The organism is Micromonospora sp. CPCC 206061 (assembly GCF_036906915.1).
Lineage (GTDB): Bacteria > Actinomycetota > Actinomycetes > Mycobacteriales > Micromonosporaceae > Phytohabitans.
The window spans coordinates 70,617-94,091 of sequence record NZ_JBAKHX010000006.1 but is presented as its reverse complement, the minus strand read 5'-3'; the positions used below and the strand labels follow the sequence as shown (position 1 = coordinate 94,091).

The window sequence follows — 23,475 nt, the reverse complement described above, 5'->3', positions numbered from 1 at the left end:
GCGTGCCTCGTCACGACGATCGCCGATACCGCCGTCGTCCGCCACGGATGGCGCACGCCGCCGAGCGTGCCGTAGTCGCGCAGCGCGAGCGGCCCGGGGAAGTCGGAGTCAGGCCGGGCCGGCGAACAGGTCCGGCTGCTCGTCTGCCCTGAGGGTGGCGGCCGTGTGTGCCGGCGCCGGCCGTTCGCGCGCCGGCTGCCGGGTGTACCGCTGGTCCTTCTCCGCGGGCCCGCGGCGCGCGGTCACCTCCAGGGTGACCATCGCGACCGGTGGCGGGGGAGCGGCGAACCTGCCGGTGCCCCACCGCACCCAGATGGCGACCCGGCCCGCCTCGGCTTCGGCCAGGAGCTTGTCGACGGTGCGCTGGCGGCCGGTGCGGTCGATCTCGATGGCGATCGGCGCACCGGCCGGCCGGGCGCACCCGACGTCTATCCACGAGTGACGGTGCGAGTAGGGCGGCGGCAACGGCATCACGCTGGGTGCCCTGCGGTAGGCCCGCCAGCCCTGGTCGACCGCCCATTCCACGATCGAGTCCACGAGCAGCGCGGTCACCTCGTCGGCGCTGAGGTCGACGAAGGTCACCGCGGCGAGCCGGTCCGCGAGCGAGGCGGCCACCTGCTCCTCATCCACCGCGCGGTCCATGACCGCAGGTTACCGCCTGTCAGGAGGCGGTCGCTGCCGCCGCGGCCCTTCCAGCCTGGCGGCCGGAGAACAGGCAACCGCCGAGGAACGTCCCTTCCAGGGACCGGTACCCGTGCACACCGCCGCCGCCGAAGCCGGCGACCTCGCCGGCCGCGTAGAGGCCGGGGACGGGCCGGCCGGCCGCGTCGAGGACGCGGCCCCGCAGGTCGGTCTGGAGGCCGCCGAGGCTCTTGCGGGTGAGGATGTTGAGGCGTACCGCGACCAGCGGCCCGGCGTCCGGATCCAGGATGCGGTGGATCGAGGCGGTGCGGCTGAGCGAGTCGCCGGGGTACGCGAGCGCGTTGCGGATGCCCATCACCTGGGCATCCTTGCTGTAGGCGTTGCCGATCTCCCGGTCGCGTGCCTCGATCTGCCGCCGGAGGTGAGCCAGGTCGATGAGGTTGGTACCGGTCAGCCGGTTCATGCCGGTGACCAGCTCCGGCAGGGTCGAGGCGACGACGAAGTCCGCGCCCTTGTCCAGGAAGTTCTGGATCGGCTGCGGGGTCTGCCAGATCCGCGACAGCAGCTGCCAGATGTTCTTGTTGGTGAGGTCGGGGTTCTGCTCCGAGCCGGAGAGCGCGAACTCCTTGGCGACGATCTTCTTGGTGGTGACGAACCAGGAGTAGTCGTAGCCGGAGGCGGTGATCGACTTGAGGGTGTTCAGCGTGTCGTACCCGGGGTAGTCGGGGGCGCCGAAGCGCTTGCCCTTGGCGTCGAACCACATCGACGACGGGCCCGGCAGGATCCGGATGCCGTGGCCGGGCCAGATCGGGTCGAAGTTGCGCAGCCCTTCGGTGTAGTGCCACATCCGGTCGGAGTTGACGATCCGTCCGCCGGCCCGCTGGGTGATCGCCAGCATCCGGCCGTCGACGTGGGCTGGCACGCCGGTGATCATGTGCCCGGGTGCCGGGCCGAGCCGCGCCGGCCAGTTCTGCCGGACCAGGTCCTGGTTGCCGCCGATGCCGCCGGAGGTGACGATCACGACCGGCGCGCGGAGCTGGAAGTCGCCGACCACGGTGCGCGAGCTGGGCTTGCCACGCGGGGCGTCGCTGGGCTCCAGCACCGCTCCGCGTACGCCGCTGACGGCACCGCCGGTGCGGACGATCTCGTCGACGCGGTGCCGGAACCTGAGGACGACCTTCCCATTGGCCGCAGCGGCCCGCACCTGCTTCTCGAACGGTTCGACCACCGCCGGCCCGGTGCCCCACGTGACGTGGAAGCGGGGTACCGAGTTGCCGTGCCCGTCCGCCAGGCCGCCGCCGCGCTCGGCCCAGCCGACCATCGGGAACCAGCGCACGCCCAGCCCGTACAGCCAGGGACGCTTCTCGGTGGCCGCGAAGTTGACGTACGCCTCGGCCCACTTGTGCGCCCAGTAGTCCTGCCCGGCGGGATCGTCGACGCCGCGGTCGAAGCCCGCGGTGCCGAGCCAGTCCTGCCAGGCCAGGTCGTGCGAGTCCTTGACGCCCATGAGGCGCTGCTCGTCCGAGTCGACGAGGAACAGCCCGCCGAAGGACCAGAACGCCTGCCCGCCCAGGTTCGACTCCGGCTCCTGGTCCAGCAGGATCACCGTACGCCCGGCGGCGGCCAGCTCGGCGGTCGCGACGAGCCCGGCCAGCCCGCCGCCGACGACGATGGCGTCCGCGTCCTGCGCGGCCGCGGCACCGAAGGCCGGCGTGGCCGCCGCCTGCGCCACCGCCGCCCCGGCAAGCACCCCACCGGCCAGGCCCAGAGCGTGGCGACGACTGACCGCGCCGGTGTGTTCGGGCGTGTCCATCCGCGACCTCCAGTTCACAAACATGAAGATTATTTCTACTAGCGGGTAACTGTGACGGACGCGCCGCCGCCGCGCAAGAGACGGCCGTAGATAGGTGGACGCCAACCTCAAGATCGCCCACGTCGAAGCTCGGCCGAAAATCGTCGGATGTCGCGTTCAGCGCGCTCGGATCGCTGGCGCGCCCGTCGAAAGTCCCAGATCTTGATCGACGGAAGAGGGCTTGTCCACGAGCCGGTTTACGGGTCGATGAGGGCGCGCAGGAGTGGGGTGCGCCAGGCGTCGCGCTCCGGATCGTAGACGCCGAAGTCCGTGGCGAAGTCCCAGTGGGCCCAGCTCATCGCGCGGCGTTCGGCCTGCGTACGGACGAACTCGACCCAGCGCAGACGCGACGGCGGGTCCGCTTTGGAGTACGCGCCGAACTCGCCGACAAACAGCGGCCGGTCATGGGCGGCGGCCCACCGCGCGGCGGCGTCGAGGTCGCTGACGACGGCGGCGCGGTCGGCTCCGGTACCCCAGGACGTGCCCAGCCACCGCTCGGTGTCGGGCAACCACGTCGCGCCCTGGTGGGTGAATTCGAACGGCGCGTAGTAGTGGACGGTCACGATGAGCCGGTCGTCGTCGGGTAGGCGCAGGTCGGGCAGCGCGTCGATATCGTTGGCGCGCGCGGTGCCGACGATGACGGCCCGGCCGGGGTTGGCGTCACGGACGATCGCGAGGGCATCGGCGAGCAGGGCATTCCAGCGCCGCGGCACCAGGGCGCCGTGCGGCTCGTTGAGCAGCTCAAGGTAGAGCCGGTCAGGGCGAGCCGCGTACCGGGCCGCGATCTGCTCCCACAGGCCGAGGAACCTCGCCGCGTGGCCGTCCGGATCGGCTTGCAGCTCGTCGTAGTGGTGCACGTTCAGCACCACGTTGAGGCCGCGGGCCATGGCGCCGTCGACCGCCCAGTCGACACGGTCGAGGAAACCACCGTCGATTGTGTACGGTGCCCGCTCGGCCGCGTGGCCGGACCAGCGGACCGGCAGGCGTACGGTGTCGAACCCGGCCGCCCGCACCGCGTCGAAGTACGCCTCGGTGAGGCGCAACGCGCCCGCGGCAGCGTCCAGGGCGTTGCCGAAGTTGATTCCCTTGCCCAACCGCTGGTTGAGCTGGTGTGCGGTCAGGTCACGCATGGGCGTGCACCCTTCGTGGCCGCAGCGCCGCGGCGGTCAACGTGACGAAGAAGGCGAGGATCGCCGGTATGGTCAGTGCCCACGGCAGGCCGACGGCTTCCGCCGCCGCGCCGATGAGCAGGGGACCGGTCAGGAACCCGAGATAGCCGACGCTGGCTACGCGGGCGATCGCCTGGCCGGCGCGGGCCGGGTCCCGGTCGCCGGCGTGCGAGAAGATCTGCGGCGCGATGCACGACAATCCCGCGCCGAGGCAGCCGAAGCCGATGACACCGGCGACGGGGTGTCCGATGAGGAGCGCGATACCCAGCCCCGCGGCGGCGAGCGCGCCGCAGCCGCGTACCAGATTCACCGGGCCCAGGCGTGCGGCCAGGCGGTCACCGACCAGCCGTCCCGCGACCATCATGATGGAGAAGGCGGCGTACGCCGCCGCGGCGACGCCGGCGGCGCTGCCCAGGCTTTCGCGCAGGTAGACGCTGCTCCAGTCGGCTGCCGCGCCTTCACCGACCATGCAGCAGAAGACGAGGATGCCGAGGAACACCACGCCGGGCGCGGTGGTCCCGTTCCAACCTGGATTCGTCGTGGGTCTGGGGGCTTCGAGGCGAAGCGTCCAGCGGGCCGCCCACAGCGCCAGCGCCGCCACGCCGGCGCCGACCGCCGCGAAGGTGACGCCCGGGCCGAGGTTGGAGTGGGCGAACAGGCCACCGATCGCGGCGCCGAGGAAGCCACCGACGCTGTAGACGGCGTGGAACGAGGACATGATGGGCTTTCCCCACGCCCGCTGCACCTCGACCGCGTGCGCGTTCATGGCGATGTTGAGACTGCCGTGCACCGCGCCGAAGGCAAAGAGCGCGGCGGCGAGACTGACCACATCGACGGCGAGGGCGGGAAAGGTCAGGCACACCCCTTCGACGATGGCCGCTGGGACCATGACGGCCGTGCTGCGGTGCCGGTCGACGAGGCGCCCCACCACCTGCATGCCGGTGATCGCCCCGGCGGCGAAGGCGAGCAGCCCGATGCTCAGCTGGCCGTCGCCCAGCCCAAGGTCGTGCTTGATGGCGGGGATCCGGGCCGTCCACGCCCCCAACGCGGTGCCGAAGGCCAAGAAGACCAGGCACGTGGCCACCCGTCCACGAACGAGAGAACCGGCCATCAGGCCACGTGAACGCTGACGCCCGCGGCGGTCAGCGCCTCACGCTGCTCCGGCGGGATCCCGTCGTCGGTGACCACGACGTCGATCCGCTCCAGCGGGCACACCGCACCGAACGCCACTCGCGTGAACTTGCCCGATTCGCACACCACGACGACACGGCGAGCCGATGCGATCGCGGCCTGCTTGACGGCGACCTCCGGCAGGTCCTGCGCGGTCAGGCCGTGCTCGGCCGACAGTCCACAACAGCCGATGACCGCGGTGTCGAACCGCAGCGCCCTGATTGATGACTCGGTCAGCGGGCCCTTGAAGTTCAGCTCGCCCGGCCGCACCTCGCCGCCGGGCAGCACCAACCGCACGCGCGGTGCGGTGCTCAACTCGACGGCGGACTGCATCGCCAGCGGCAGCACGGTCAAGCGGCGATCACGCAACGCCCGCGCGACCTCCAGCGCCGTCGTGCCCCCGTCCAGTAGGGCCGCCTCGCCGTCGGCGAGCAGCGCGGCCGCCGCGATCCCGATGCGTCGCTTGGCGTCCACCGCCTCGCGCTCCCGGGCCGCGAACGGCGGCTCCTCGCCGCGTAACAGCAGGCTCAACGCGCCGCCGCGCACGCGCCGCACGACCCCCTGCTGCGCCAGCTCGTCCAGGTCGCGGCGGATGGTCATCTCGGAGACGCCGTACTGGGTGGCCAACTCGGCGACGGCGACGCTGTCCCGGACCCGCAGAGACCCCATGATCCCCGCAAGGCGCTCCACACTCTCCACATGTTCATACGAACACAGCAGATGTGCGGAGCGCAAGCGGTGAGCTACAGCTGGGCCTGGCGGCGCAGGCCGAAGGCGCCGACGGTCAGCAGGGTGACCGCGCCGATGACGAGCGCCCCGAACGACACGACGGTGAGCGTCTCGGGCTGCTCCAATCCACCCCGGGCGTAGACCGTCACCAGGGCGAGGATCAACGGCAGGATCAGTACGCCAGCGGCCATGGTGGCCCGGGCGTCGACGGCCATCCACACCAGGAAACCGACCATTGCCACGAAGGTCGCCCACGGCTGCCAGCCGAGCGTCACTTCGTAGTCGGTGGGCAGCAGAATCGCCGCGACCGGGACGCCGAGCAGCCACGGCAGCGGCCGCCGAGTGCCGGTGGCCGGCCACCCGATCAACGGCGCGATCAGCAGCAGGGCGAGCGGTAGGGGCAGGAGGGTCGGATCGCTGAGCGCCGAATCCGCGACCATCTCGATTGGCGGGTAGTAGACCTCGCCGGTGACATTGTCCCGGTGAATCCAGGCGACGTGCGACACGGCTAGGGCCGAGGTGAGCCCGCCGAGCGTCGCCAGTACACGATGAGCAGCTGCCCGTCGGCACCGTTGACCGTGAACGTCTCGTAGCCCAGCGTCAGCTCGCCCACCATCGGATGGTGGAAGCGCTTGGTGCCCGCCGTCTTGGCCCGCACGTCGTGGCGCGCCGCCCACGGCCCAGGGCTGACCACTCACTCAGGCAACACCGGCGCGGTCGGGCTCGACGGCGGGCATCAGGCGCGTCGAGTCCGGCTCGGCGGCCGGTGCCCGCTCGACCAGCCGTCGGGTCAGCTCTGCCTGCTCGCGCTGCAGGGAGATGAGCCGGGCCAGCCACGAGCTGAAGAAGATGAGCGCGCCGCTGATGGTCAGCCCGAGCCCGAAGAGCCCGCCGGAGACCAGGTACGGGATCTGCTCGAACACGTACCCGGTGTGCGCGGTGCCGTACCAGCCGATGCCGATCACCGCGAGCCCGAGCGGCATGAGGAACCCGCCGACGAGCGTGAGAATCTGCTGGAGCCTCTGCTCGGATCGCATGTCACCGCTCCCTCAGGTTGGGCACGCCGTTCGGCACCCCCAGGTCGCAACCGCCACCGCCGAACATGAGGGCGACGTACCGGCGCAGCCCGTAGGAGACGGCGGCCGCGACGGCGAGGCCCAGGACGAATGCGTACCAGGGCACGCCGGGGAAGACCGGCCATTCGTTGCTGGCGACCGGTGTGGTGGCGTCGCCTGGCGCGGCCTCGGGCGGCGCCTCACCGCCCGTGCCGCCGACACCGGAGCCGCCGCCCGTGTCGCCGCCACCCGCCTGGCTTCCGCCGCCGGCCGGTCCGGCGGCGGGCGGCGGCGCCTCGGCGGCGACCGCGGGCGACGCCGTCGCCTGGCTGATCGCGGTGCCCAGCACGAAGACGAACCGCGGCGAGAGGTTGAGCCACGGGACGAGCTGGGTGCGCAGGTCGGCCGGCAGCAGCGCGAGGATCGGGTCGAGCAGCGCCGTCAGGCTGAGCCGCTTCAGCAGCGCGCCGGTGTCCAAGGTGACGGTGAGGCCGCGCCCGGTCACGTTGGCCGCCCCACCGTCCACTTTCCTCTGTACGGCCGGCGCGTCGACCGTCAGGCCCAGGTCCTTCAGGCGGGTGGTGAGCTCGGCCGGCAGCTTCGGCACCTTCGTCACGCCGGTGGGCGCCGCGACACCGTCCTGGTTGAGTGCTACGGTCTGGCCGGCCAGGGTCAATGACTTCCACACCACGGTGCCGGTGGCCGTGCCGCGGGCACCGTCGCTGGCCGCCTCGGTGTCCGCCCGCAGGCCGTGCACCTTCACCAGCCCGCCCAGCAGGGATATGGAGCCCGCGGTGGCGTAGGAGACGGCGGTCGCCTTGTCGCCGGTCACCGTCGTCCTGCTCCGCGAGGAGAAACCCTCCATCGCGATCAGGACCGGCGAGATGGGCAGGCCGGGCAGGGGGAGCGCGGGGCTGGAGTGCTTCGCCCCGTGGGCGGCCGCCTCCACCGAGCCGCCGTCCGCGTGAGAGGTCATCGCCGCGCCCGGCGCGACCTCCTGCTTGGCGTCCTCGGGCCCGGACGGGTGCGCCGCGTCGACCTTCACCGGGTACACGGCGTCGGGGTTCTGCAGCAGCTGCGGCAGGCCGTACCCGACCGCGTCTCCGGGCCACATCAGGCTGGACACCGCGCGCCCGGTCGGTCCGCTGGACAGGTTGGCCCTGGCGTACGAGAGGTTCAGCTCCAGTTGTGGCTCGGCCGGCACCGGGATGGTCGGCTCGAAGATCTGGACGGCGACCGGTGTCGCCTCGGCGGTGAGGGTGAAGCCGGCGAGGTCCGCGGCGTTGGCCGGCGCCGGCACGGCGAGCAGGGCGCTGCCCACGAATACGGTCATCAGTGCGCGCGGTGTCTTCATGTGACGCTTCCCAGGTAGAGAGTGGCCAGTTCGTCGGCGATCTCGTCGGGGCCGCCGGTGGCGACGACCCGACCGTGTACCAGTACGGCGGCGCGGCCGGCGACCGCGAGGGCGGCGTCGGCGAACTGCTCGACCACGAGCACGCTCACCCCGTCGGCGGCGAGCCCGGCGACGACCTCGTAGAGCTCCCGCACGACCAGCGGGGCGAGGCCCATCGACAGCTCGTCGACCAGCAGCACCGCCGGGTTGGTCGCGAGCGCGCGGGCCATCGCGAGCATCTGCTGCTCGCCACCGGACAGCGAGCCGGCGAGCTGGTGGGCGCGCTCGGCGAGCCGGGGAAACCGGTCGAACGCCGTCCCGTACACGTCGGCGGCGCGCGCCCCGGCGTACGTGGCGAGGCGTAGGTTGTCGCGCACGGTGAGGTTGGGGAAGACCGAGCGGCCCTCCGGGATCGTGCACAGCCCCGCGCGGGCCAGTGCGTCGGGGGAGGCGCCGTTGACGTGCGCCCCACCCAGGTGTACATGGCCGGCGGTGGCCCGGATCTGTCCACTCGCGACCTTCAGGAGCGTGGTCTTGCCCGCGCCGTTCGGGCCGAGCAGTGCCATCACCGCGCCGCGGGGGAGCGTCAGGTCGACGCCGTGCAGCACCTCGATCCGGCCATACCCGGCCGTCACGCCCACGAGCTCCAGGATCGGCTTCACTCTGCCGTCCCTAGGTACGCATGCCGCACGTCGGCGTCGGCGCGGACCTCCGTCGGTGTGCCGGAGGCGATGACCGTGCCGAAGTTGAGCACGTTGACGCGGTCGCAGACCCGCATGATGAGCTCCATGTCGTGCTCGACGATGAGCACCGCCCGCCCCTCGCCGGCCAGCTCGCGCAGCAACTCGCCGAACGACTCGGTCTCCGCCGTGCTCAGCCCGGACGACGGCTCGTCCAGCAGGAGCAGCTGGGGATCGAGGGCGAGCGCCCGGGCCAGCTCCAGTAGCCGCGCGATGCCGGTGGGCACGGTGTCCGCGGGCCGGTCGGCGTAGCGGTCCAGGCCGACCCTCTCAATGAGACGGTCGGCCACCAGCGCCGGCGTCTGGTGATGGCGCGAGCGGCGCAGCGCGTGCCGGCGGTGGATCTCCGCCGCCACGAGCACGTTCTCCCGCACCGACAGCGACCCGAACGCCTCCAGCCGCTGGAACGTGCGGGCGATGCCCCGTCTGGCCCGTTCGTGGGTGGCCCGCCGGGTGATGTCCTCATTGGAGAACCGGACCGTCCCCCGGGTGGGGCGTTGCAGCCCGGTGATCACGTTGAACAGCGTCGTCTTGCCCGCGCCGTTGGGGCCGATCAGCCCCGTCACGTGGCCGGCGGCGGCGTCCAGGCTCGCGCCGCGTACCGCCGTCACACCGCCGAACCGCACCGTCACGTCGACCGCTTCCAACAGTGTCATGACCGCACCGCCGCTCGTGGAGGATCCAGCGCGGGCCGGAATCCGGCCGATCGCCAGCGGCCGAGCTTGAACAGGTGGCTAACCACGCCGTTCGGGTCGCGCCCGAGCCCGACGGAGGCCACGCCGACGCACAGGTAGACCAGCCCGCCCAGGGCCGGGAACTCGCTGGCCAGCACCGGCAGCAGCATCAGCGCCATCCCGCCCAGTGCCGCGCCGGAGACGGAGGTGACGCCGGCGACCACGGCGAGCAGCAGCAGCGGCAGGCTGCCCATGAGCTGGAAGTCGGTCGCCGCGACGGTCTGGCGCAGGCCGCCGAGGAGCCCGCCGGCGAACCCGGCGATGCCCGCGGAGAGCGCGAAGAGCCGCACCCGGGTCCACCGCATGTTCAGGCCGAGCGTGGCGCAGCCGGCGGGGCTGTCGCGCATGGCGAGCAGGATCCGGCCGTACCGGCTGCGCCGCAACGCGAGGACGCCCAGCCCGACCGCGACGAACGCGGCCGCCGAGACCACCAGGTAGGCGCGCTCGCCGCCCAGGTCGAGGCCGGGCAGCGCCAGGCGGGGCACGGAGAGGCTGCCGTTGAAGCCGAAGGCGAGGCTGGACTGGAAGACGAGCTTGTCCATCAGCAGCCCGAAGGCCAATGTGGACAGCGCGAGGTATAGCCCGCGCAGCCGCAGCGCGGGGAGCGCGACGAGAGCACCGACGAGCGCGGCCACGGCGGCGGCGGCCAGCAGACCGAGCGGCGACGCGGTGCCCAGCCGCGCCACGGTGACCGCCCCGATGCCGACGAACGTCAGCTGGGTGAGGGAGACGAAGCCGCCGTATCCGGTCAGCGGCACGAGCGACAGCATGACGATGCCGTAGACGAATCCGAGCGCCAGCTGGTCGTTCTGGGCGGTGGAAAGGGCGAGCGAGGCTGCCGCGGCCGCACCCACGACCACCGCGCCGACGATGAGGGCGCGGCGGGCGGTCGGCACGGGTACACCGGCGATGCCTTTGATCTGGCCGACGCGCAGGGTGGCCTGCGGCGACAGCAGCAGCGCGGCGAACAGGAACAGGGCGGGGATGGCGGCGCGCAGGCCGCTCAGGACCTCGGTGGGCGGCAGGTAGCCGACCGCGTACGACTGGGCGAGGCCGAGCAGCAGCGCGCCGACGAACGTCCACGGCAGGCTGCGCAGCCTGCCCACCACCGCGGCGGCGTAGGCGCTGATCACCAGCAGGGTGAGGTCGAAGTAGCTGAGGCCCACGACGGGCGTCAGCAGGATGCCGGCGAGCGCGGCGAGGGCCGCGCCGATCGCCCAGCTGAGCGCGGACACGATCGACGTGCGGGCGCCGTACAGCCGCAGCAGGTCGCGGTTGTCGACGGATGCCCGCATCGCCGCGCCGATCCGGGCGCGGGTGAGCAGGGCGTACAGGCCGCCGGCGACGATGATCGCGGCCGCGACCATCACGAGGTCGTGGAAGGTCACGAACGCGGTGCCGACCCGGAACCCGCGCTGGCCGAAGAACGGCTCGACCGGCCGCGCCGTCGCCGGCCAGACCGCCTGCGCCGCGCCGATCAGCATGATCAGCAGACCGACGGTGACGACCAGCGTGGTGCCCTCGGGTGCGCCGGCCAGGTGCCGCATCATGACCCGCTCGGCGAGCGCGCCGAGCAGCGGCGCCGCCACGCCCACCACCAGTAGTACGGCCAGCCAGGCCGGCAGTCCACGCTGGACGGTCAGCTCCCAGCACAGGAACGCCATCACCATGCCGATCGCGCCGTGCGCGACGTTGAAGATCCGCGAGGTGCTGTACGTCAGCACCAGGCCGCTGGCGGCGACGGCGTACCCGGCCCCGGTGACGAGCCCGAGCACCGTGAACGCGAGAAAGCCGGTCATGCGAGGTGCCTCATGCGCCGACGCCAGTGTTGACGAGCTGGCCGCAGCGGAATCCGGAGCCGGGAGCCTCGCGGACCCACCGGCCGCCCTTGAGCCGGATGAACGCCCAGCACTTCGCGGTCCGTTTGCCGCCGACGTCCTGCGGCGAGAAGAGCCCGTTGGCGGTGTACGCGTGCACGCCCTTGACCGCGTCGAGCAGGGCCTTGCGGGTCAGGTTGGGGCCGACCTTCGCGGCCAGCTCGACGAAGAGCTTGGCGGCGCCCCACGCGAAGAAGCCGAAGTAGTCCGGTGCCGCGCCGGGCGCGACCCGGGCCAGCCAGGACCGGTAGAGCTTCATCTCGGCGTTGCCGCCGCCCTCTTCGAGCAGTGCGGTGTTGGTGAATACCGCCATGCCCTCGGCCGCGTCTCCCGCTTGCTTGACGAAGTTCGCGTCGTACGCCACCGGGTCCATGACGAACACGTCGGGCTTGAAGCCCTGCTGCTTCATGGCCTGTAGCAGGCGCGCCGCGTGCTGGTACGAGCCCAGCCACTGCACGTACCGCACGCCGCGGTCCTTCATCTGCACCACGTACGGCGCGTAGTTGAAGTCGGCCACGTCGATCGCCTGCTCGTAGACGAAGGTGAACCCGCGTCCGGTGAACGCCTTGACGAAGCTCGCCTCGTTCTGCTTGGTGACCTCGGAGTTGAGGTACAGGAACGCGGCCTTCGACGCCGCGGCCGGGAACTTGCTCTTGAAGTGGTCGGCGACCGCCGTCGACTGAAAGTTGACCTTGTTGGAGTTGACGCCGTAGGTAACCGCCACCTTCTGGCGCTGGGCGGTCGTGGTTACGGCCCGCAGGTCGGGGATGCCGCAGCCGCTGGCCGTCGCGGCGCCGCCCTGGTCGTACGCGGACATCGAACCGACCAGCGCGAACGCCTGGGAACACGCTCGCGCGGTGGCCTCCTGGTCGCCGCGGGAGTCTGTGCGCGAGTCCAGCGCCATCAGCTCGAGCGTGCGCCCGCACACGCCTCCGGTGCTGTTCACGTAGCCGACGTACGCCTTGACCGCCTGCTGCGCCGACTCGAACAGGCCCTGCACGGGCCCACTCACGTCGGAGACGTTGGCGATCTTTATCTTGTTGGCGGTGACGCCCGGCGCGGTCGCGCCTCCGGTGCCCTGGCACTTCACCGGCCCGGTGCCGCCGCCCCGCGCACCACCTGGTCCAGCGCCCGGCCCGCTGCCGCCGGCCGCCGGCCCGTCGGCGGTGCCGGACCCGGCCGTGGTCCCGCCGCCGCTGTCACCACCCGTCGCGGCCCCGTCGCCGCCGCCTCCAGGTGCGCCAAGCACGTCGGCGCGCTGCTCCGGGGTCAGGGCGGACCCACAGGCCGGCAGCGCGAGACACACAGCAATCGCCATGAACACGCTCATTCCCGGTCGCACCGGGCTAGTAGAACAGGTTCTACGAAACTGAACAAGCCCTGAAGCGCCATCTATATGTAAATCCAGGAACATGTTCTACGCATGGTCGGCGGTGAGGTGCACGGCCGTCATCTATGTATCGCGGGCGCGCGCCGGAACGTTACAGACGATTTTTGGGCGGGTGTCGATTTGGCGCCGGGCCGGTCGACGTACGGGTATGACTGACTACATGACCGAGCCGATCTCGACGCGCAACCTCGACCAGTACGGATCCGCGGAGCTGCCGTGGAGCCGCCCGCGTGACCTGCTCGCCAGCGACACGCCCGGGTCCGACCTGACGTTCTTCGTGGCCACCGTGCGGCCCGACGGCCGGCCGCACTCGGCGGGTGTCGGAGCGTTGTGGGTGGACGATGCCCTGTACTTCGTGGGCGGGCCCGGCACCCGCAGGTCGCGCAACCTCGCCGCGAACCCGGCGTGCAGCGTCTCGGTGCGCCTGCCCGGCATCGACCTGGTGCTGGAGGGCGATGCGCACAGGGTCACCGATTCGTCCACCCTGGAGCGGGTCGCGGCCGTCTACCGCGGTGGTGGCTGGCCGGCGGCGGTGGAGGGTGACGCGCTCACGGCCCCGTTCACCGCGCCCAGTGCCGGCCCGCCGCCGTGGCACCTGTTCCGCCTGACCCTGCACACCGCCTTCGGCGTGGCCGCTGCCGAGCCCCACGGCGCCACCCGCTGGGACTTCGCGCACCAACGGGCCGTCCCGCATCCATCAACTGGTTGATGCGGGAATCCACCGGCCCCGGCTCCGGGCGGGTGTTCCCCGGCCGGCCGGCCGCCGAGATCCTCGATGTATGGCGATCATCGCGGTGGAGAACCTGCACAAGCGGTACGGCGACAAGGTGGCGGTGGACGACGTGTCGTTCGCCGTCGAAGAGGGTGAGATATTCGGCATCCTCGGCCCGAACGGCGCCGGCAAGACGACCACGGTCGAGTCGGTGACGGGGCTGCGCCGGCCCGACCGGGGGAGCATCACCGTGCTCGGCCTCGACCCGCGGCGCGACCGTGCCGAGCTGCGCCAGCGGGTCGGTGTGCAACTTCAGCAGAGCCGGCTGCAAGACAAGATCACGGTCGCCGAGGCGCTCTCGCTGTACAGCTCGTACTACCGGCGCCCGGCGGACTGGCGGGAGTTGCTGGACGGGCTGGGCCTCGCCGACCAGCGGAACACCCGGTACGGCAGGCTCTCGGGCGGGCAGCAGCAGCGACTGTCCATCGCGCTCGCGCTCGTCGGCAGCCCCACGGTCGCGGTGCTGGACGAGCTGACCACCGGCCTGGATCCGCAGGCGCGGCGCGACACCTGGGACCTGATCGAGCAGGTCCGCGTGTCCGGCGTCACCATCGTGCTGGTCACCCACTTCATGGACGAGGCCGAGCGGCTCTGCGATCGGCTCGCCCTGATCGACTCGGGCCGGGTCGTCGCGCTGGACACGCCCGCGGGCCTGATTGCCCGCGTCGGCCGCGAGCAACGGGTCCGGTTCACCCCATCGGCGCCGCTGGACGACCAGCTGTTGACCGCCCTGGACGAGGTGACGAGCGTGCGGCGAAGCGGCGGCCAGGTGATCGTCACCGGCACCGGAGACCTGCTCCACGCGCTCACCTCTGTGCTGGCCCGTAACCGCATCGTCGCGCACGACCTGCGTATCGAACAGACCAGCCTCGACGACGCCTTCGTGGCGCTGACCGGACGGAGCTACCACTGATGTCTACGCTGCTCCGGACCACGGTCGTCGAGGCCCGGCTGTTTCTGCGGGAGCCGACTGCGGCGATCCTGGGCGTGCTGTCCCCGACCCTCATCCTGCTCGTCCTGGGTGCCGTGCCCGCGCTGCGCGAGCCCTCGAAGGAGTACGACGGGGCCCGGTTCGTCGAGCTCTGGGCACCGTCGGCGCTGGTGCTGGGAATCGGCGTCGTCGCGCTGCAACACGTCACGGGCGTGCTGGCCACCTACCGCGAGAACGGGGTGCTGCGCCGGCTGTCCACCACCCCTGTGCACCCGGGCAAACTCCTGCTCGCCCAGCTTATCGTGGCGTTGGTCGCCTGCCTCGTGGCGGGTGCGCTGCTGGTCGGCGCGGCTTGGCTGGTGCTCGACGTCCCGCTGCCGCGGCACCCGTTGACGTTCGTGGCCGCCTTCGCCGTCGGTTTCGGGGCGGTGCTGGCCATCGGCGCGCTGATCGCGGCGGTCGCGCCGAGCAGCCGGGTCGCCGGTGGCCTGGCAACCCTCGTGTACATGGTGGTGATGTTCGCCGGTGGCGTGTTCCTGCCCCGGTTCCTGATGCCGGACGCGCTCGTGCGGATGGGCGACTACACCCCGCCCGGCGTCCAGGCCCTGCTGACCGCGTGGTCAGGCAACCCCGCGGTGCTGGCGACGGTCGATGCCGGGACCGGAGGCACGCGGATCGTCCAACTGGCGATAATGGCGCTCGTGGCCGTGGCCGCGGGATTGGCCGCGGCCAAGCTGTTCCGCTGGGAGTGAGGGCGGGTGGCACCAACCGACTGGGACCGGCGGTACGCGCAGGTGCTGGTGGTCGTACCGTGGCTTCTCCTCATCTCCTCGGTTGCGATCAGCCAGGCCACGCCCGGCCAGACCGGCGGCGAACGGACCGGCACGCTCGCGCTGGCGATCCTCGCCGCCGCGTGGGTGTACGGCTGGCACACCCGCGTGCGGCGGGGACGCTGGGAACGGTCGTGGCCGGCGGTGGTGTACTTTTCGGGCCTGCTGGCGCTGTGCGCCGCCCTGATGGCCCGCGACCTGATCTACGTCCTGTTCACCATCACCGCGTTCTTCCACGCGTACCAGCTCAGGCCGTGGCCGTTGGGGGTGGCCGGGGTGCTGGCCACGTCGGTGGTGTTGAACACGATGACGATGGGCGTGCCGCGGGCCACCGCCGCGTCGCTCGGCGGCTACCTCGGGGTGATCATCGTGCAGACCGGCGCCATCGGGGCCGGGATCGTGTTCGGCGAGAAGGCGAGCGAGCAGCAGCGGCGCCGCGACGAGATGCTGGCCCGCCTGGAGGCGGCCCTGGAGGAGAACGCCGGGCTGCACGCCCAGTTGCTGACCCAGGCCCGGGAGGCCGGCGTACTGGACGAGCGTCAGCGGATGGCCCGCGAGATCCACGACACGCTGGCACAGGGGCTCGCCGGCATCATCACCCAGGTCCAGGCGGCGCAGCGGGTCTGGTCCGAGCCGGCGCGGGCCCGGCCGCACGTCGACCGGACGCTGGCGCTGGCCAGGGAGAGCCTCGCCGAGGCCCGGCGCTCCGTGCAGGCGCTCCAGCCACGCGAACTGGAGGAGGCGCGGCTGCCCGACGCCGTAGCCGATCTCGCCCGGCGGTGGGCGAACGAGACGGGGGTGGAACCGACCGTGGAGATCACCGGGGAGCCGGCGGCCTTGAGCCCGGCGATCGAGGTCGCGCTGTTTCGGGTGGCCCAGGAGGCGCTGACCAACGTGGCCAAGCACGCCCGCGCCGGGCGGGTCGGGCTGACGCTGTCGTACCTTGGCGACGTCGTGCTGCTGGACGTACGCGACGACGGCGTCGGGATGCGGGACGCGGACGGCAGCGGCTTCGGGCTCAACAGCATGCGCCAGCGCATCCGCGGCATCGGCGGTGCCGTGACGGTGGAGAGCGCACCCGGTGAGGGCACCGCCATCAGCGTCAGCGTACCGATGATTTCCGTGGGGGCGCCGTGATCCGGGTACTGATCGCCGACGACCACCCGATCGTCCGCAATGGACTGCGCGGCGCCTTCGCCGACGAGCCGGACATCGACGTCGCCGGAGAGGCCGCCGATGGCAGGCAGGCGGTCGAACTGGCCGTCCGGCTGGGTGTCGACGTGGTGCTGATGGACCTGCGGATGCCGGTCATGAGCGGCGTCCAGGCGATCGCCGCCTTGCGCGAACGTGCCCCCGCTATCCGGGTGCTGGTGGTGACCACCTTCGACAGTGAGGCCGACGTGCTGCCCGCGATCGAGGCGGGTGCGACCGGCTACCTGCTCAAGGACGCCACGCCTGGAGACCTGCTGCGCGCCGTGCGCGCGGCGCATCGGGGGGAGTCGGTACTGGCGCCGTCGGTGGCGGGCCAGCTGATGGGCCACGTGCGCCGTCCGGGTGGTCCGGGGCTGAGCAAGCGGGAGCTCGAGGTGCTGCGGCACGTGGCCGAGGGCGCGTCCAACCGGGAGGTCGCCCGCCGCCTGTTCATCAGCGAGGCCAGCATCAAGACGCACCTGCTGCACATCTACGACAAGCTTGGGGTGCGCGACCGTGCCGCGGCCGTCGGCGAGGCCTACCGCCGCGGCCTGCTGTCATGATCCGCCGCGGGTTGCGGGATCGCGCAAAAGCCGCTGATGATCTTGCTGAACGCAGACAGCGGTGGCGCCCCGTGGTCTCATCCCTGAGTGCTGACCGACGGGGGTGCGAGATGAAGTGGCTGGCTCGGGCCGCGACGGTACTGACCACCCTGGCGGCGATGGTGTTCACCGCCAGTCCGGTCACGGCCGGAGACGACGAGTGGACGCGGATGCGGTGCCTCTCCGGCGGCATCGACGTGGTTTCGGTGACCGAGGCCGAGTTCCTCGTGCTGAAGGGCCACCTCGACTGCGCCGACCGCGGGTCCGGGAACGCCACCTTCGCCTACGCACGCTATGGGGACAGCGGTCCGGGCTCGGTGTTCTGGTTCCACCTCCAGCCGTACGCGCCGATCGCCCCCACCGAGGCCTCGGTGGAGAACATGATCTCCCCGGAGTCCAACCGGTTCGCGGTCTGCCTCGTCACCGACTACCGCGTGCGTATCGGGTGCGTCATGCTGACCAGGAACCCGGGGAAGCAGGGGGAGCAGGCGTTCACCAAGACGCCGCTGCGCCCGAACTCCCCATACGTCAGCCGGAGCGTCGACGTCACCGAATACCTGGTCGAGGGCACTCCGGCCTGCGGCCACTGTTGGTAACCGGCAGGCCCGGTCACCAACGGGGGTGACCGGGCCGGCGAGCCTTCAGCAGGTCAGGTCGGTCGAGGGCAGTACGCCGTCACGCAGGTAGCCGATCACCGTGTCGTCGACGCACACGTTGCCGTAGTTGCCGAACACGGAGTGGATCCGGGCGCCGTCCAGTGTGACCATCCGGGACCCGGTGAGTGCCCGATGCATCGCCAGCGCTCCACGGTAGACGGTCCTGGGGTCGCCGGTGGCCTGCACGATCAGCGCCGGGCGGCCGTGCGGGCGGCGGCCGGCGCCGACCGGCGACGGGCGGACCGGCTGCTCGGCGTCGCGTCGCGCCCGGCGATCGAGCCGGATCCGCCGCTGCGCCGGGAAGCCGGCTGGCTGGCTGTCCACGCCGTGACCGGGATACCCGTGGCGATCGCCGTGTTGGTCGCGTGCGTGCTGGTGGTGGGCGCCCCGGTCGCGACGCTGGCCTGGTGGGCGCTGCCGGCGGGCGAGTCCTTCGCGTACTTTGTGCCGATCACGACCTGGAGCCGGGCGTTGACCCTCCCGCCGGTGTTCGGCGCCGTCGCCGCCGGCACGCTGTGGTGGGTCGCCCCGGTGCTCGCTCGCTGGCACGCGAGGGCGTGCCGCGCGGTGCTGGCACCCAGCGCAGCGGCCGTGCTCACCGCGCGCGTCGAGCGCCTGGCCGCCACCCGCGCGGACGCGCTGGACGCGCACGCGGCGGAGCTGCGGCGGATCGAGCGGGACCTGCACGACGGCACCCAGGCAAGGCTGGTGACCATCGCCATCCAGCTCGGTGTCGCCCAGCGCCAGCGGACCATCGCCCCGCACCTCGCCGACCAGCTCGTCGAACGGGCGCGCGCCGGCGTGGAGGACGCGCTGGCCGAGCTGCGTGGCGTCGCGCGCAGCGTCTACCCGCCCATCCTGGCCGACCGCGGGCTGGTGGGCGCCGTGCACGCCTTGGTTGCCGACTGTCCGGCACAGCTGCGGCTGCGGGCCGGACCGCTGGGCCGGCTGCCGGCGGCGGTGGAAGGCGCGGCCTACTTCGTCGTTGCGGAGGCGCTGACCAACATCGCCAAACACAGCCAGGCGGCGGGCGGCGTGGTCGAGCTCGGCCTGGCCAGTGACCGACTGGTGCTCGTGGTGTCCGACGACGGCACGGGCGGCGCCGACGAGAGCCGCGGCACCGGGCTGGCCGGCATCCGCCGGCGGGTCGCCGCGCTGGACGGCGAGGCGACGATCGCCAGCCCGCGCGGCGGGCCGACCACGATACGGGTGGAGCTGCCGTGCGCGTCGTGATCGCCGAAGACAACGTGCTGTTGCTGGAAGGGCTCAACCTGCTGCTCTCCACCGCCGGACACGAGGTGACCGCCACCGTCACCACACCCGACGACCTGCTGACCGCGCTGGACCGGCACGACCCCGACCTGGCCCTCGTCGACGTCCGGCTGCCGCCGACGTTTCGCGACGAGGGCCTGCGGGCCGCGCTCACCGCGCGCCGCCGCCGGCCAGGGCTGCCGGTACTGGTGCTTTCCCAGTACGTCGAACGCACCTACGCCGCCGAGCTGCTGTCCGACGGCGCGGGTGCGGTCGGGTACCTGCTGAAGGATCGGGTCTCCAGAGTGGACGACTTTCTCGACGCCCTGTCCCGGGTGGCCGGTGGAGGCACGGTGATGGACCCGCACGTCGTCGCCCAACTCGTCGGCGGGCGCCGAAGCCCGCTCGAGAACCTCAGCCCCCGCGAGCGAGAGGTGCTCTCCCGGATGGCCGAAGGCCACGCGAACGCGGACATCGCCCGGATCCTGTTCATCACCGAGCGCTCGGTCAGCAAGCACATCGGCAACATCTTCGCGAAGCTGGGGCTGCCGGCCACCGAGTCGGGACACCGCCGGGTGGCCGCGGTGCTGGCCTATCTCAACGGTGACACGTGACCATCACGGCTGTTCGGGGCCGGGCAGCCGCACCGTGGACCAGGATCAGATCCTGCCCGCGCCGGCGCCCGCCATGACGGACGCCTTCACGGTGCCGACGTTCTCCGCGGTGTACCCGTAGGGGAGCGCGGCCACCGAACCGTTGACCTCACACGGTCCGGAGTTGGTGAGCGAGTTGTTGCGGGCCACCAACCGCCCGGGGTCGGAGTCCGCGTATCCGCTCGCGGACCAGCACGCCTGCTGCACGTTTTCGAAGACGTTTCCTTCGACGAGCACGCCGGCGTTCATGGTGGAGGCGATGGCGTAGGAGGACGTGTTGTTGTTGACGTTCGTGTAGTAATTGTTGAAAACGTGGACGGTCTCGCCGAAGCGCACCCGCGGGCTGCGCTCGAATGTCCGGTCGAACCAGTTGTGGTGGTACGTGATCCGTAGGTGACCGACGTCCTCACCGGCGTTGCTGTCGGAGTGGCCGACCAGCGATGTCTTCCAGTGGTTGCGGACGATGTTCCAAGAAATGGTGATGTAGTCACCGGCGTGGGTAATGTCGATCATGCCGTCGTAGAAGTCGACGTCGTCCTCGATGGTGCTCTGCATCGTGTTGTGGTCGATCCAGATGTGCGTCGCGTTCTCGATCTGGATCGCGTCGGTGCCGGGCACCCCGCGAATGTTCATGTTCTGGATGATGACGTTGGCGGGATGCATGTCCTCGATGTTGAGGGTGGTCCCGGAGAGGCCGGAGTTCGCGCCGACACCCCGTATCGTCTTGTTGGCTGTGACCTCGACCGTGCCCGAGCCGGCGAGCAGGCCGTTGACCAGGATCGTCCTGGTGCCGGCGGCCTGCGCCTGGGTGCGGAAGTCGGCCCAGGTGCTCACCGTGACCGTGGCGCCGCCCGAGCCGCCGGTGGTGCCGCCGGCCTGCGTGGCCCAGCCTATGATCCCGCCTGGCGGCTGCGGGCTGGTGGTCGGCGAGGCGGTGGGCGAGGCGGTGGGCGAGGTCGTCGGCGAGGCTGACGGTGAACTTGAGGTTGAGCTTGAGGGTGAAGGTGAGGTCGGGCCGGGCGTGGTCGGGCTCGGGCCGGCCGCGTCGGTCACCACGACGTCGTCGAAGGAGCCTGCGGCGTAGTTGGCCACGAGGCCCGCGCGGCCGGCGGCGTACGAACTGTCCGAGGCGGACACCACCTGGGTGCCGTTGACGGCGCCGACCAGGGAGCTGCCGGTCGCGCTCAACCTCAGCGTGTACGCGGTGCCGGTGGCCGTCGAGAACGGCGCCGAGGCGAGCGTGCTGGTCGCTCCCTTGCGGATCTGCACGGTGGTGGGCGTGAGCACGAGCGCGTAGAAGTTGGACGTGCTCTGCACCCGGGCAGCGATGCCGATCCCGCGCGAGGTCGCGCTGCCGAAGGCGCCGGCGGTCACCCTGGCCTGCACGGTGGCCGTTGACCACGACGCGGCGCCAGCCAGCGCCTTGGCACTGGCGCTGGTGCCCGATTGGGAATAGGCGCCGGACGATACCGACCAGCTGCCGCCCGAAGTGCTCCAGCCGCTGGCGTTGCCGTCGTTGAAATCGTCCGAGAACAGCGTGGCCGCGTTCGCGACGGCGCTGACGGTCAGGACCAGCGCCGTGACGGCGGCGCTGACGCCGGCCGCGAATGCGGTCCGCGTGCGCCTGCTGAGGCGGTGGTGGACGTGCCGCGCTTCCTGCACTGTGGCCTCCCTGCGTTGGAACGCGCTTTCCTGCCAACGTAGAAAGGGGAACTTAAAACAGTCAATGCCAGCAATGTGCAGCTTTGTTGCACCGAATCCGCGAAACACCATATGCCGACTCGTCGGTCGGCGATGATGTGACCGCTATTGTCGGGTTTGGTGTCCTAGTCGAACTCTCCTCATTTGCAGAATTGACAGCATTCTATGGCGAGCGCTTTCCAGTCGCTAGTCCACGGCGGCTGAACCGCGAAGTCTCGCCGGGACTGCGACGACGAGGTGGTCGAGCGCTTCACCGCCCTTCGAGGTGGCCGCGCGTCACCGCCGGTAGAACTCCGCGAGCGCGCTGAACGCGGCCTTCGGGTCCCACGGCAGCCCAGGGTACGTGTCGCCGGAGCGGCCTTCGAGCACCTTGACGATGCCGTAGCTGGCCAGGTCGAGGTCGTCGCGGGGGTCGCCGTCGGGCCGGTGCGGAAACGAGCTGAGAGCGAACGTGAACACGAAGGCGCTGTCGACGCCCTCGGCCTCGAAGACCTCCAGCAGTTCGCGCACGTACGCCGCCTGGCCGGCCTCGTCGCGTTCGTACGCGCCGGTGAGTCGCAGCGGCGCACGGGTGTCCCTGTCGAACTCGGCGATCTCAAGACCGCGGGCCCCGTCGTCGCCCGCGCCGCGGTAGGTGGCGGCCCCGAACTCGGTGATCGCGACCGGCTTGCCCTGCGCCACGAGCGCGCGGACGCCGCCGGTGAACTGTTCGGCGATGGCACTGGACCGGTAGAGGTCCACCGACAGGATGTCGAACGGATCCCAGTCGACGCGCTCCAGGGGTACGGCCGCGTAGGTGATCCGGCCGCCGAAACGCTCGCGGACGAGCGCCACGGCCTTGCCGAGGAATTCGTTGACGCGCCCGACCGCCTGGGGGATCAGGTCGCGTGCCCGCTCCGGCCGGATCAGCAGCCGGACCCGCTCATCGGTGGTCTCGCCGGGCAGGAATCCCCGGTTCATCAGGCTCAGCTCGGCGCCGGTGACGAACACGACCTCGGCGCCACGCCGCCGGAGCCGTTCCGCGCGGTCGGCGCAGTCGGCGAACAGCGTCAGCAACTCGGCGGTGGTCAGCTCCAAGGGGTATGGGGAGAACCAGACCTCCAGGCCGAGATCGGCGGCGACGGTCGCGGCCAGCTCGATCCGCCGCGGGTCACCTCCCATGACGCGTACGGCGTTGCAGTGCAGGTCGTCGCGGATGATCCGCAGCTCGCGCTCGACGATGTCCGCGTCGAAGTGCCCCCGGGAGTTCTCTGTCTTGTGGACGAATCCGGTGTCGTAGCTGATGCCCTTGCCTCGCATGTGGCCCTCCTCAAATAGGGTACGACGCGTACCCTGATAAGGTACTACACGTACCGAGAGGAGCGTCAGATGGCGGGGCCACCACGGCGGCGAGGCGCCGAGCTCGAGCAGGCGATCCTCCACGCGGTGATCGACGAGCTCACCGAAGCCGGGTACGCCGGGCTGACCATGGACCGGGTCGCCGCGCGGGCCGGCACCAACAAGAACGCCATCTACCGCCGCTGGCCCAACCGGGCCGCCCTCGCCCTGGCCGCCTACCGCGAGCTGATCGGCGCGGACCGCGAACCACCCGACACCGGCACCCTGCGCGGCGACGTCATGGAACTGCTGCGCGGCGCCAACGGCCACCTGTCCACACCCATCATCGGCCGCACCGTGCGCGCCCTGCTGGGAGCCGCCGCCGACGACCCCGATCTGATGGCGCAGCTGCGCGACAGCGTCATCGACGCCGGATCCGGCCTGTGGCTGACCGTGCTCGGCCGCGCCGTCGCCCGCGGCGAGGTGCCGCCGGAGGCCATCCACCCGCGCGTCGCCACGGTCGCGATCGCGTTGCTGCGCAACGAATACGTCACGCGCGGCACCACGAGCGTGCCGGACGACGTGCTTGTCGAGATCGTCGACGAGGTGTACCTGCCGTTGCTGCGCGGCCGACACGCCACTGTGGTGGACTGAACGCGTCGCCCGCAGCGCCGGAGCGGGCGACGCCGAACCTACCGCCGGTCGCGGTAGTGCGTCTGGCCGAGAACCGCGCCATCGTGCGGCACCAGGCACCGTCAGGATTCCGCGTACGGCTCGCGCGCGGCGACCACGTGGCCGTCACGGAAGGCGTTTTGGTGGT

The 23,475-nt window shown here is 71.5% G+C and carries 25 protein-coding genes; 9 read left to right on the top strand and 16 right to left on the bottom strand.

Annotated elements, in window-relative coordinates:
• Window positions 1-108: 108 nt before the first annotated feature.
• From V6V89_RS07425 to V6V89_RS07365, 13 genes are all read right to left on the bottom strand, one after another.
• Window positions 109-642: a hypothetical protein gene (locus V6V89_RS07425; RefSeq protein WP_334618230.1), complete on the bottom strand. Its 534-nt coding sequence runs from the start codon at window positions 640-642 to the stop codon at window positions 109-111.
• 19 nt (window positions 643-661) lie between these two features.
• Window positions 662-2,455 (bottom strand): FAD-binding dehydrogenase, encoded by a 1,794-nt coding sequence (locus V6V89_RS07420; RefSeq protein ID WP_334618229.1) that lies wholly within the window; start codon window positions 2,453-2,455, stop codon window positions 662-664.
• 236 nt (window positions 2,456-2,691) lie between these two features.
• Entirely contained in the window at window positions 2,692-3,624 is a 933-nt protein-coding gene (locus tag V6V89_RS07415; RefSeq protein ID WP_334618228.1) for a glycoside hydrolase family 5 protein, read from the bottom strand.
• Window positions 3,617-4,774 (bottom strand): MFS transporter, encoded by a 1,158-nt coding sequence (locus V6V89_RS07410; RefSeq protein WP_334618227.1) that lies wholly within the window; start codon window positions 4,772-4,774, stop codon window positions 3,617-3,619. The genes V6V89_RS07415 and V6V89_RS07410 overlap by 8 nt, the downstream gene beginning before the upstream one ends.
• On the bottom strand, window positions 4,774-5,532 hold the full coding sequence (locus V6V89_RS07405) for a DeoR/GlpR family DNA-binding transcription regulator (protein ID WP_442935086.1): 759 nt from the start codon (window positions 5,530-5,532) through the stop codon (window positions 4,774-4,776). The genes V6V89_RS07410 and V6V89_RS07405 overlap by 1 nt, the downstream gene beginning before the upstream one ends.
• A 44-nt stretch (window positions 5,533-5,576) precedes the next feature.
• Entirely contained in the window at window positions 5,577-6,068 is a 492-nt protein-coding gene (locus V6V89_RS07400) for a hypothetical protein (RefSeq protein ID WP_334618226.1), read from the bottom strand.
• Window positions 6,069-6,070: 2 nt separating this feature from the next.
• Window positions 6,071-6,256: an MmyB family transcriptional regulator gene (locus V6V89_RS07395; protein ID WP_334618225.1), complete on the bottom strand. Its 186-nt coding sequence runs from the start codon at window positions 6,254-6,256 to the stop codon at window positions 6,071-6,073.
• A 4-nt stretch (window positions 6,257-6,260) separates the two neighbouring features.
• Entirely contained in the window at window positions 6,261-6,599 is a 339-nt protein-coding gene (locus V6V89_RS07390; RefSeq protein ID WP_334618224.1) for a hypothetical protein, read from the bottom strand.
• Between the two features lies 1 nt (window position 6,600).
• Window positions 6,601-7,971, bottom strand: coding sequence for a hypothetical protein (locus tag V6V89_RS07385; protein WP_334618223.1), 1,371 nt, complete (start codon window positions 7,969-7,971; stop codon window positions 6,601-6,603).
• Window positions 7,968-8,672 (bottom strand): ABC transporter ATP-binding protein, encoded by a 705-nt coding sequence (locus V6V89_RS07380; protein WP_334618222.1) that lies wholly within the window; start codon window positions 8,670-8,672, stop codon window positions 7,968-7,970. Before V6V89_RS07380 ends, V6V89_RS07385 begins: the two co-directional genes overlap by 4 nt.
• Window positions 8,669-9,406: an ABC transporter ATP-binding protein gene (locus tag V6V89_RS07375; RefSeq protein WP_334618221.1), complete on the bottom strand. Its 738-nt coding sequence runs from the start codon at window positions 9,404-9,406 to the stop codon at window positions 8,669-8,671. The genes V6V89_RS07380 and V6V89_RS07375 overlap by 4 nt, the downstream gene beginning before the upstream one ends.
• A complete protein-coding gene (locus V6V89_RS07370) occupies window positions 9,403-11,283 on the bottom strand; it encodes an ABC transporter permease (protein WP_334618220.1) in 1,881 nt (626 codons plus the stop codon). The genes V6V89_RS07375 and V6V89_RS07370 overlap by 4 nt, the downstream gene beginning before the upstream one ends.
• A 10-nt stretch (window positions 11,284-11,293) precedes the next feature.
• Window positions 11,294-12,679, bottom strand: a complete 1,386-nt coding sequence (locus tag V6V89_RS07365) for an ABC transporter substrate-binding protein (RefSeq protein WP_334618219.1) — start codon at window positions 12,677-12,679, stop codon at window positions 11,294-11,296.
• Window positions 12,680-12,911: 232 nt separating this feature from the next.
• Here V6V89_RS07365 and V6V89_RS07360 point away from each other — a divergent pair, with 232 nt between their 5' ends.
• The 6 genes from V6V89_RS07360 to V6V89_RS07335 all read left to right on the top strand — a co-directional run bounded on the left by V6V89_RS07360 (window position 12,912) and on the right by V6V89_RS07335 (window position 17,673).
• The gene (locus tag V6V89_RS07360; protein WP_334618218.1) at window positions 12,912-13,460 is read left to right on the top strand and encodes a pyridoxamine 5'-phosphate oxidase family protein; all 549 of its coding nucleotides are present in this window, start codon (window positions 12,912-12,914) and stop codon (window positions 13,458-13,460) included.
• A 70-nt stretch (window positions 13,461-13,530) separates the two neighbouring features.
• A complete protein-coding gene (locus V6V89_RS07355; RefSeq protein ID WP_334618217.1) occupies window positions 13,531-14,436 on the top strand; it encodes an ABC transporter ATP-binding protein in 906 nt (301 codons plus the stop codon).
• Window positions 14,436-15,206 carry an ABC transporter permease gene (locus tag V6V89_RS07350; RefSeq protein ID WP_334618216.1) on the top strand — a complete coding sequence of 257 codons (771 nt, stop codon included), beginning with the start codon at window positions 14,436-14,438 and terminating at the stop codon, window positions 15,204-15,206. The genes V6V89_RS07355 and V6V89_RS07350 overlap by 1 nt, the downstream gene beginning before the upstream one ends.
• Before the next feature lie 6 nt (window positions 15,207-15,212).
• On the top strand, window positions 15,213-16,421 hold the full coding sequence (locus V6V89_RS07345) for a sensor histidine kinase (protein ID WP_334618215.1): 1,209 nt from the start codon (window positions 15,213-15,215) through the stop codon (window positions 16,419-16,421).
• Window positions 16,418-17,038, top strand: a complete 621-nt coding sequence (locus tag V6V89_RS07340) for a response regulator transcription factor (RefSeq protein ID WP_334618214.1) — start codon at window positions 16,418-16,420, stop codon at window positions 17,036-17,038. Before V6V89_RS07345 ends, V6V89_RS07340 begins: the two co-directional genes overlap by 4 nt.
• A gap of 110 nt (window positions 17,039-17,148) precedes the next feature.
• Window positions 17,149-17,673 (top strand): hypothetical protein, encoded by a 525-nt coding sequence (locus V6V89_RS07335; RefSeq protein WP_334618213.1) that lies wholly within the window; start codon window positions 17,149-17,151, stop codon window positions 17,671-17,673.
• A 45-nt stretch (window positions 17,674-17,718) separates the two neighbouring features.
• Here the strand turns inward: V6V89_RS07335 and V6V89_RS07330 are convergent, their stop codons facing one another.
• Window positions 17,719-17,919 carry an alpha/beta hydrolase gene (locus tag V6V89_RS07330; protein WP_334618212.1) on the bottom strand — a complete coding sequence of 67 codons (201 nt, stop codon included), beginning with the start codon at window positions 17,917-17,919 and terminating at the stop codon, window positions 17,719-17,721.
• Between V6V89_RS07330 and V6V89_RS07325 the strand changes: the two genes are divergently transcribed.
• Window positions 17,866-18,966, top strand: coding sequence for a sensor histidine kinase (locus V6V89_RS07325; protein ID WP_334618211.1), 1,101 nt, complete (start codon window positions 17,866-17,868; stop codon window positions 18,964-18,966). The genes V6V89_RS07330 and V6V89_RS07325 overlap by 54 nt on opposite strands.
• Entirely contained in the window at window positions 18,954-19,598 is a 645-nt protein-coding gene (locus V6V89_RS07320; RefSeq protein WP_334618210.1) for a response regulator transcription factor, read from the top strand. Before V6V89_RS07325 ends, V6V89_RS07320 begins: the two co-directional genes overlap by 13 nt.
• Before the next feature lie 45 nt (window positions 19,599-19,643).
• Here the strand turns inward: V6V89_RS07320 and V6V89_RS07315 are convergent, their stop codons facing one another.
• Together V6V89_RS07315 and V6V89_RS07310 are read right to left on the bottom strand one after the other, a co-directional pair.
• A complete protein-coding gene (locus tag V6V89_RS07315; RefSeq protein ID WP_334618209.1) occupies window positions 19,644-21,299 on the bottom strand; it encodes a pectate lyase family protein in 1,656 nt (551 codons plus the stop codon).
• Window positions 21,300-21,614: 315 nt separating this feature from the next.
• Window positions 21,615-22,637, bottom strand: a complete 1,023-nt coding sequence (locus tag V6V89_RS07310; RefSeq protein WP_334618208.1) for a hypothetical protein — start codon at window positions 22,635-22,637, stop codon at window positions 21,615-21,617.
• Window positions 22,638-22,706: 69 nt separating this feature from the next.
• On the opposite strand from V6V89_RS07310, the gene V6V89_RS07305 reads away from it, so the two are divergent.
• Complete coding sequence (locus V6V89_RS07305) at window positions 22,707-23,309, top strand: TetR/AcrR family transcriptional regulator (RefSeq protein WP_334618207.1); 603 nt, start codon at window positions 22,707-22,709, stop codon at window positions 23,307-23,309.
• Window positions 23,310-23,475: the final 166 nt, after the last annotated feature.

Bases quoted from the DNA above. Each gene is read 5' to 3' on its own strand.
- V6V89_RS07335 (WP_334618213.1), top strand. From the start codon at position 17,149: ATGAAGTGGCTGGCTCGGGCCGCGACGGTACTGACCACCCTGGCGGCG.
- V6V89_RS07355 (WP_334618217.1), top strand. From the start codon at position 13,531: ATGGCGATCATCGCGGTGGAGAACCTGCACAAGCGGTACGGCGACAAG.
- V6V89_RS07410 (WP_334618227.1), bottom strand. From the start codon at position 4,774: ATGGCCGGTTCTCTCGTTCGTGGACGGGTGGCCACGTGCCTGGTCTTC.
- V6V89_RS07425 (WP_334618230.1), bottom strand. From the start codon at position 642: ATGGACCGCGCGGTGGATGAGGAGCAGGTGGCCGCCTCGCTCGCGGAC.
- V6V89_RS07350 (WP_334618216.1), top strand. From the start codon at position 14,436: ATGTCTACGCTGCTCCGGACCACGGTCGTCGAGGCCCGGCTGTTTCTG.
- V6V89_RS07390 (WP_334618224.1), bottom strand. From the start codon at position 6,599: ATGCGATCCGAGCAGAGGCTCCAGCAGATTCTCACGCTCGTCGGCGGG.
- V6V89_RS07360 (WP_334618218.1), top strand. From the start codon at position 12,912: ATGACCGAGCCGATCTCGACGCGCAACCTCGACCAGTACGGATCCGCG.
- V6V89_RS07375 (WP_334618221.1), bottom strand. From the start codon at position 9,406: ATGACACTGTTGGAAGCGGTCGACGTGACGGTGCGGTTCGGCGGTGTG.
- V6V89_RS07420 (WP_334618229.1), bottom strand. From the start codon at position 2,455: ATGGACACGCCCGAACACACCGGCGCGGTCAGTCGTCGCCACGCTCTG.
- V6V89_RS07310 (WP_334618208.1), bottom strand. From the start codon at position 22,637: ATGCGAGGCAAGGGCATCAGCTACGACACCGGATTCGTCCACAAGACA.
- V6V89_RS07325 (WP_334618211.1), top strand. From the start codon at position 17,866: ATGCATCGCCAGCGCTCCACGGTAGACGGTCCTGGGGTCGCCGGTGGC.
- V6V89_RS07365 (WP_334618219.1), bottom strand. From the start codon at position 12,679: ATGGCGATTGCTGTGTGTCTCGCGCTGCCGGCCTGTGGGTCCGCCCTG.
- V6V89_RS07305 (WP_334618207.1), top strand. From the start codon at position 22,707: ATGGCGGGGCCACCACGGCGGCGAGGCGCCGAGCTCGAGCAGGCGATC.
- V6V89_RS07385 (WP_334618223.1), bottom strand. From the start codon at position 7,971: ATGAAGACACCGCGCGCACTGATGACCGTATTCGTGGGCAGCGCCCTG.
- V6V89_RS07370 (WP_334618220.1), bottom strand. From the start codon at position 11,283: ATGACCGGCTTTCTCGCGTTCACGGTGCTCGGGCTCGTCACCGGGGCC.
- V6V89_RS07415 (WP_334618228.1), bottom strand. From the start codon at position 3,624: ATGCGTGACCTGACCGCACACCAGCTCAACCAGCGGTTGGGCAAGGGA.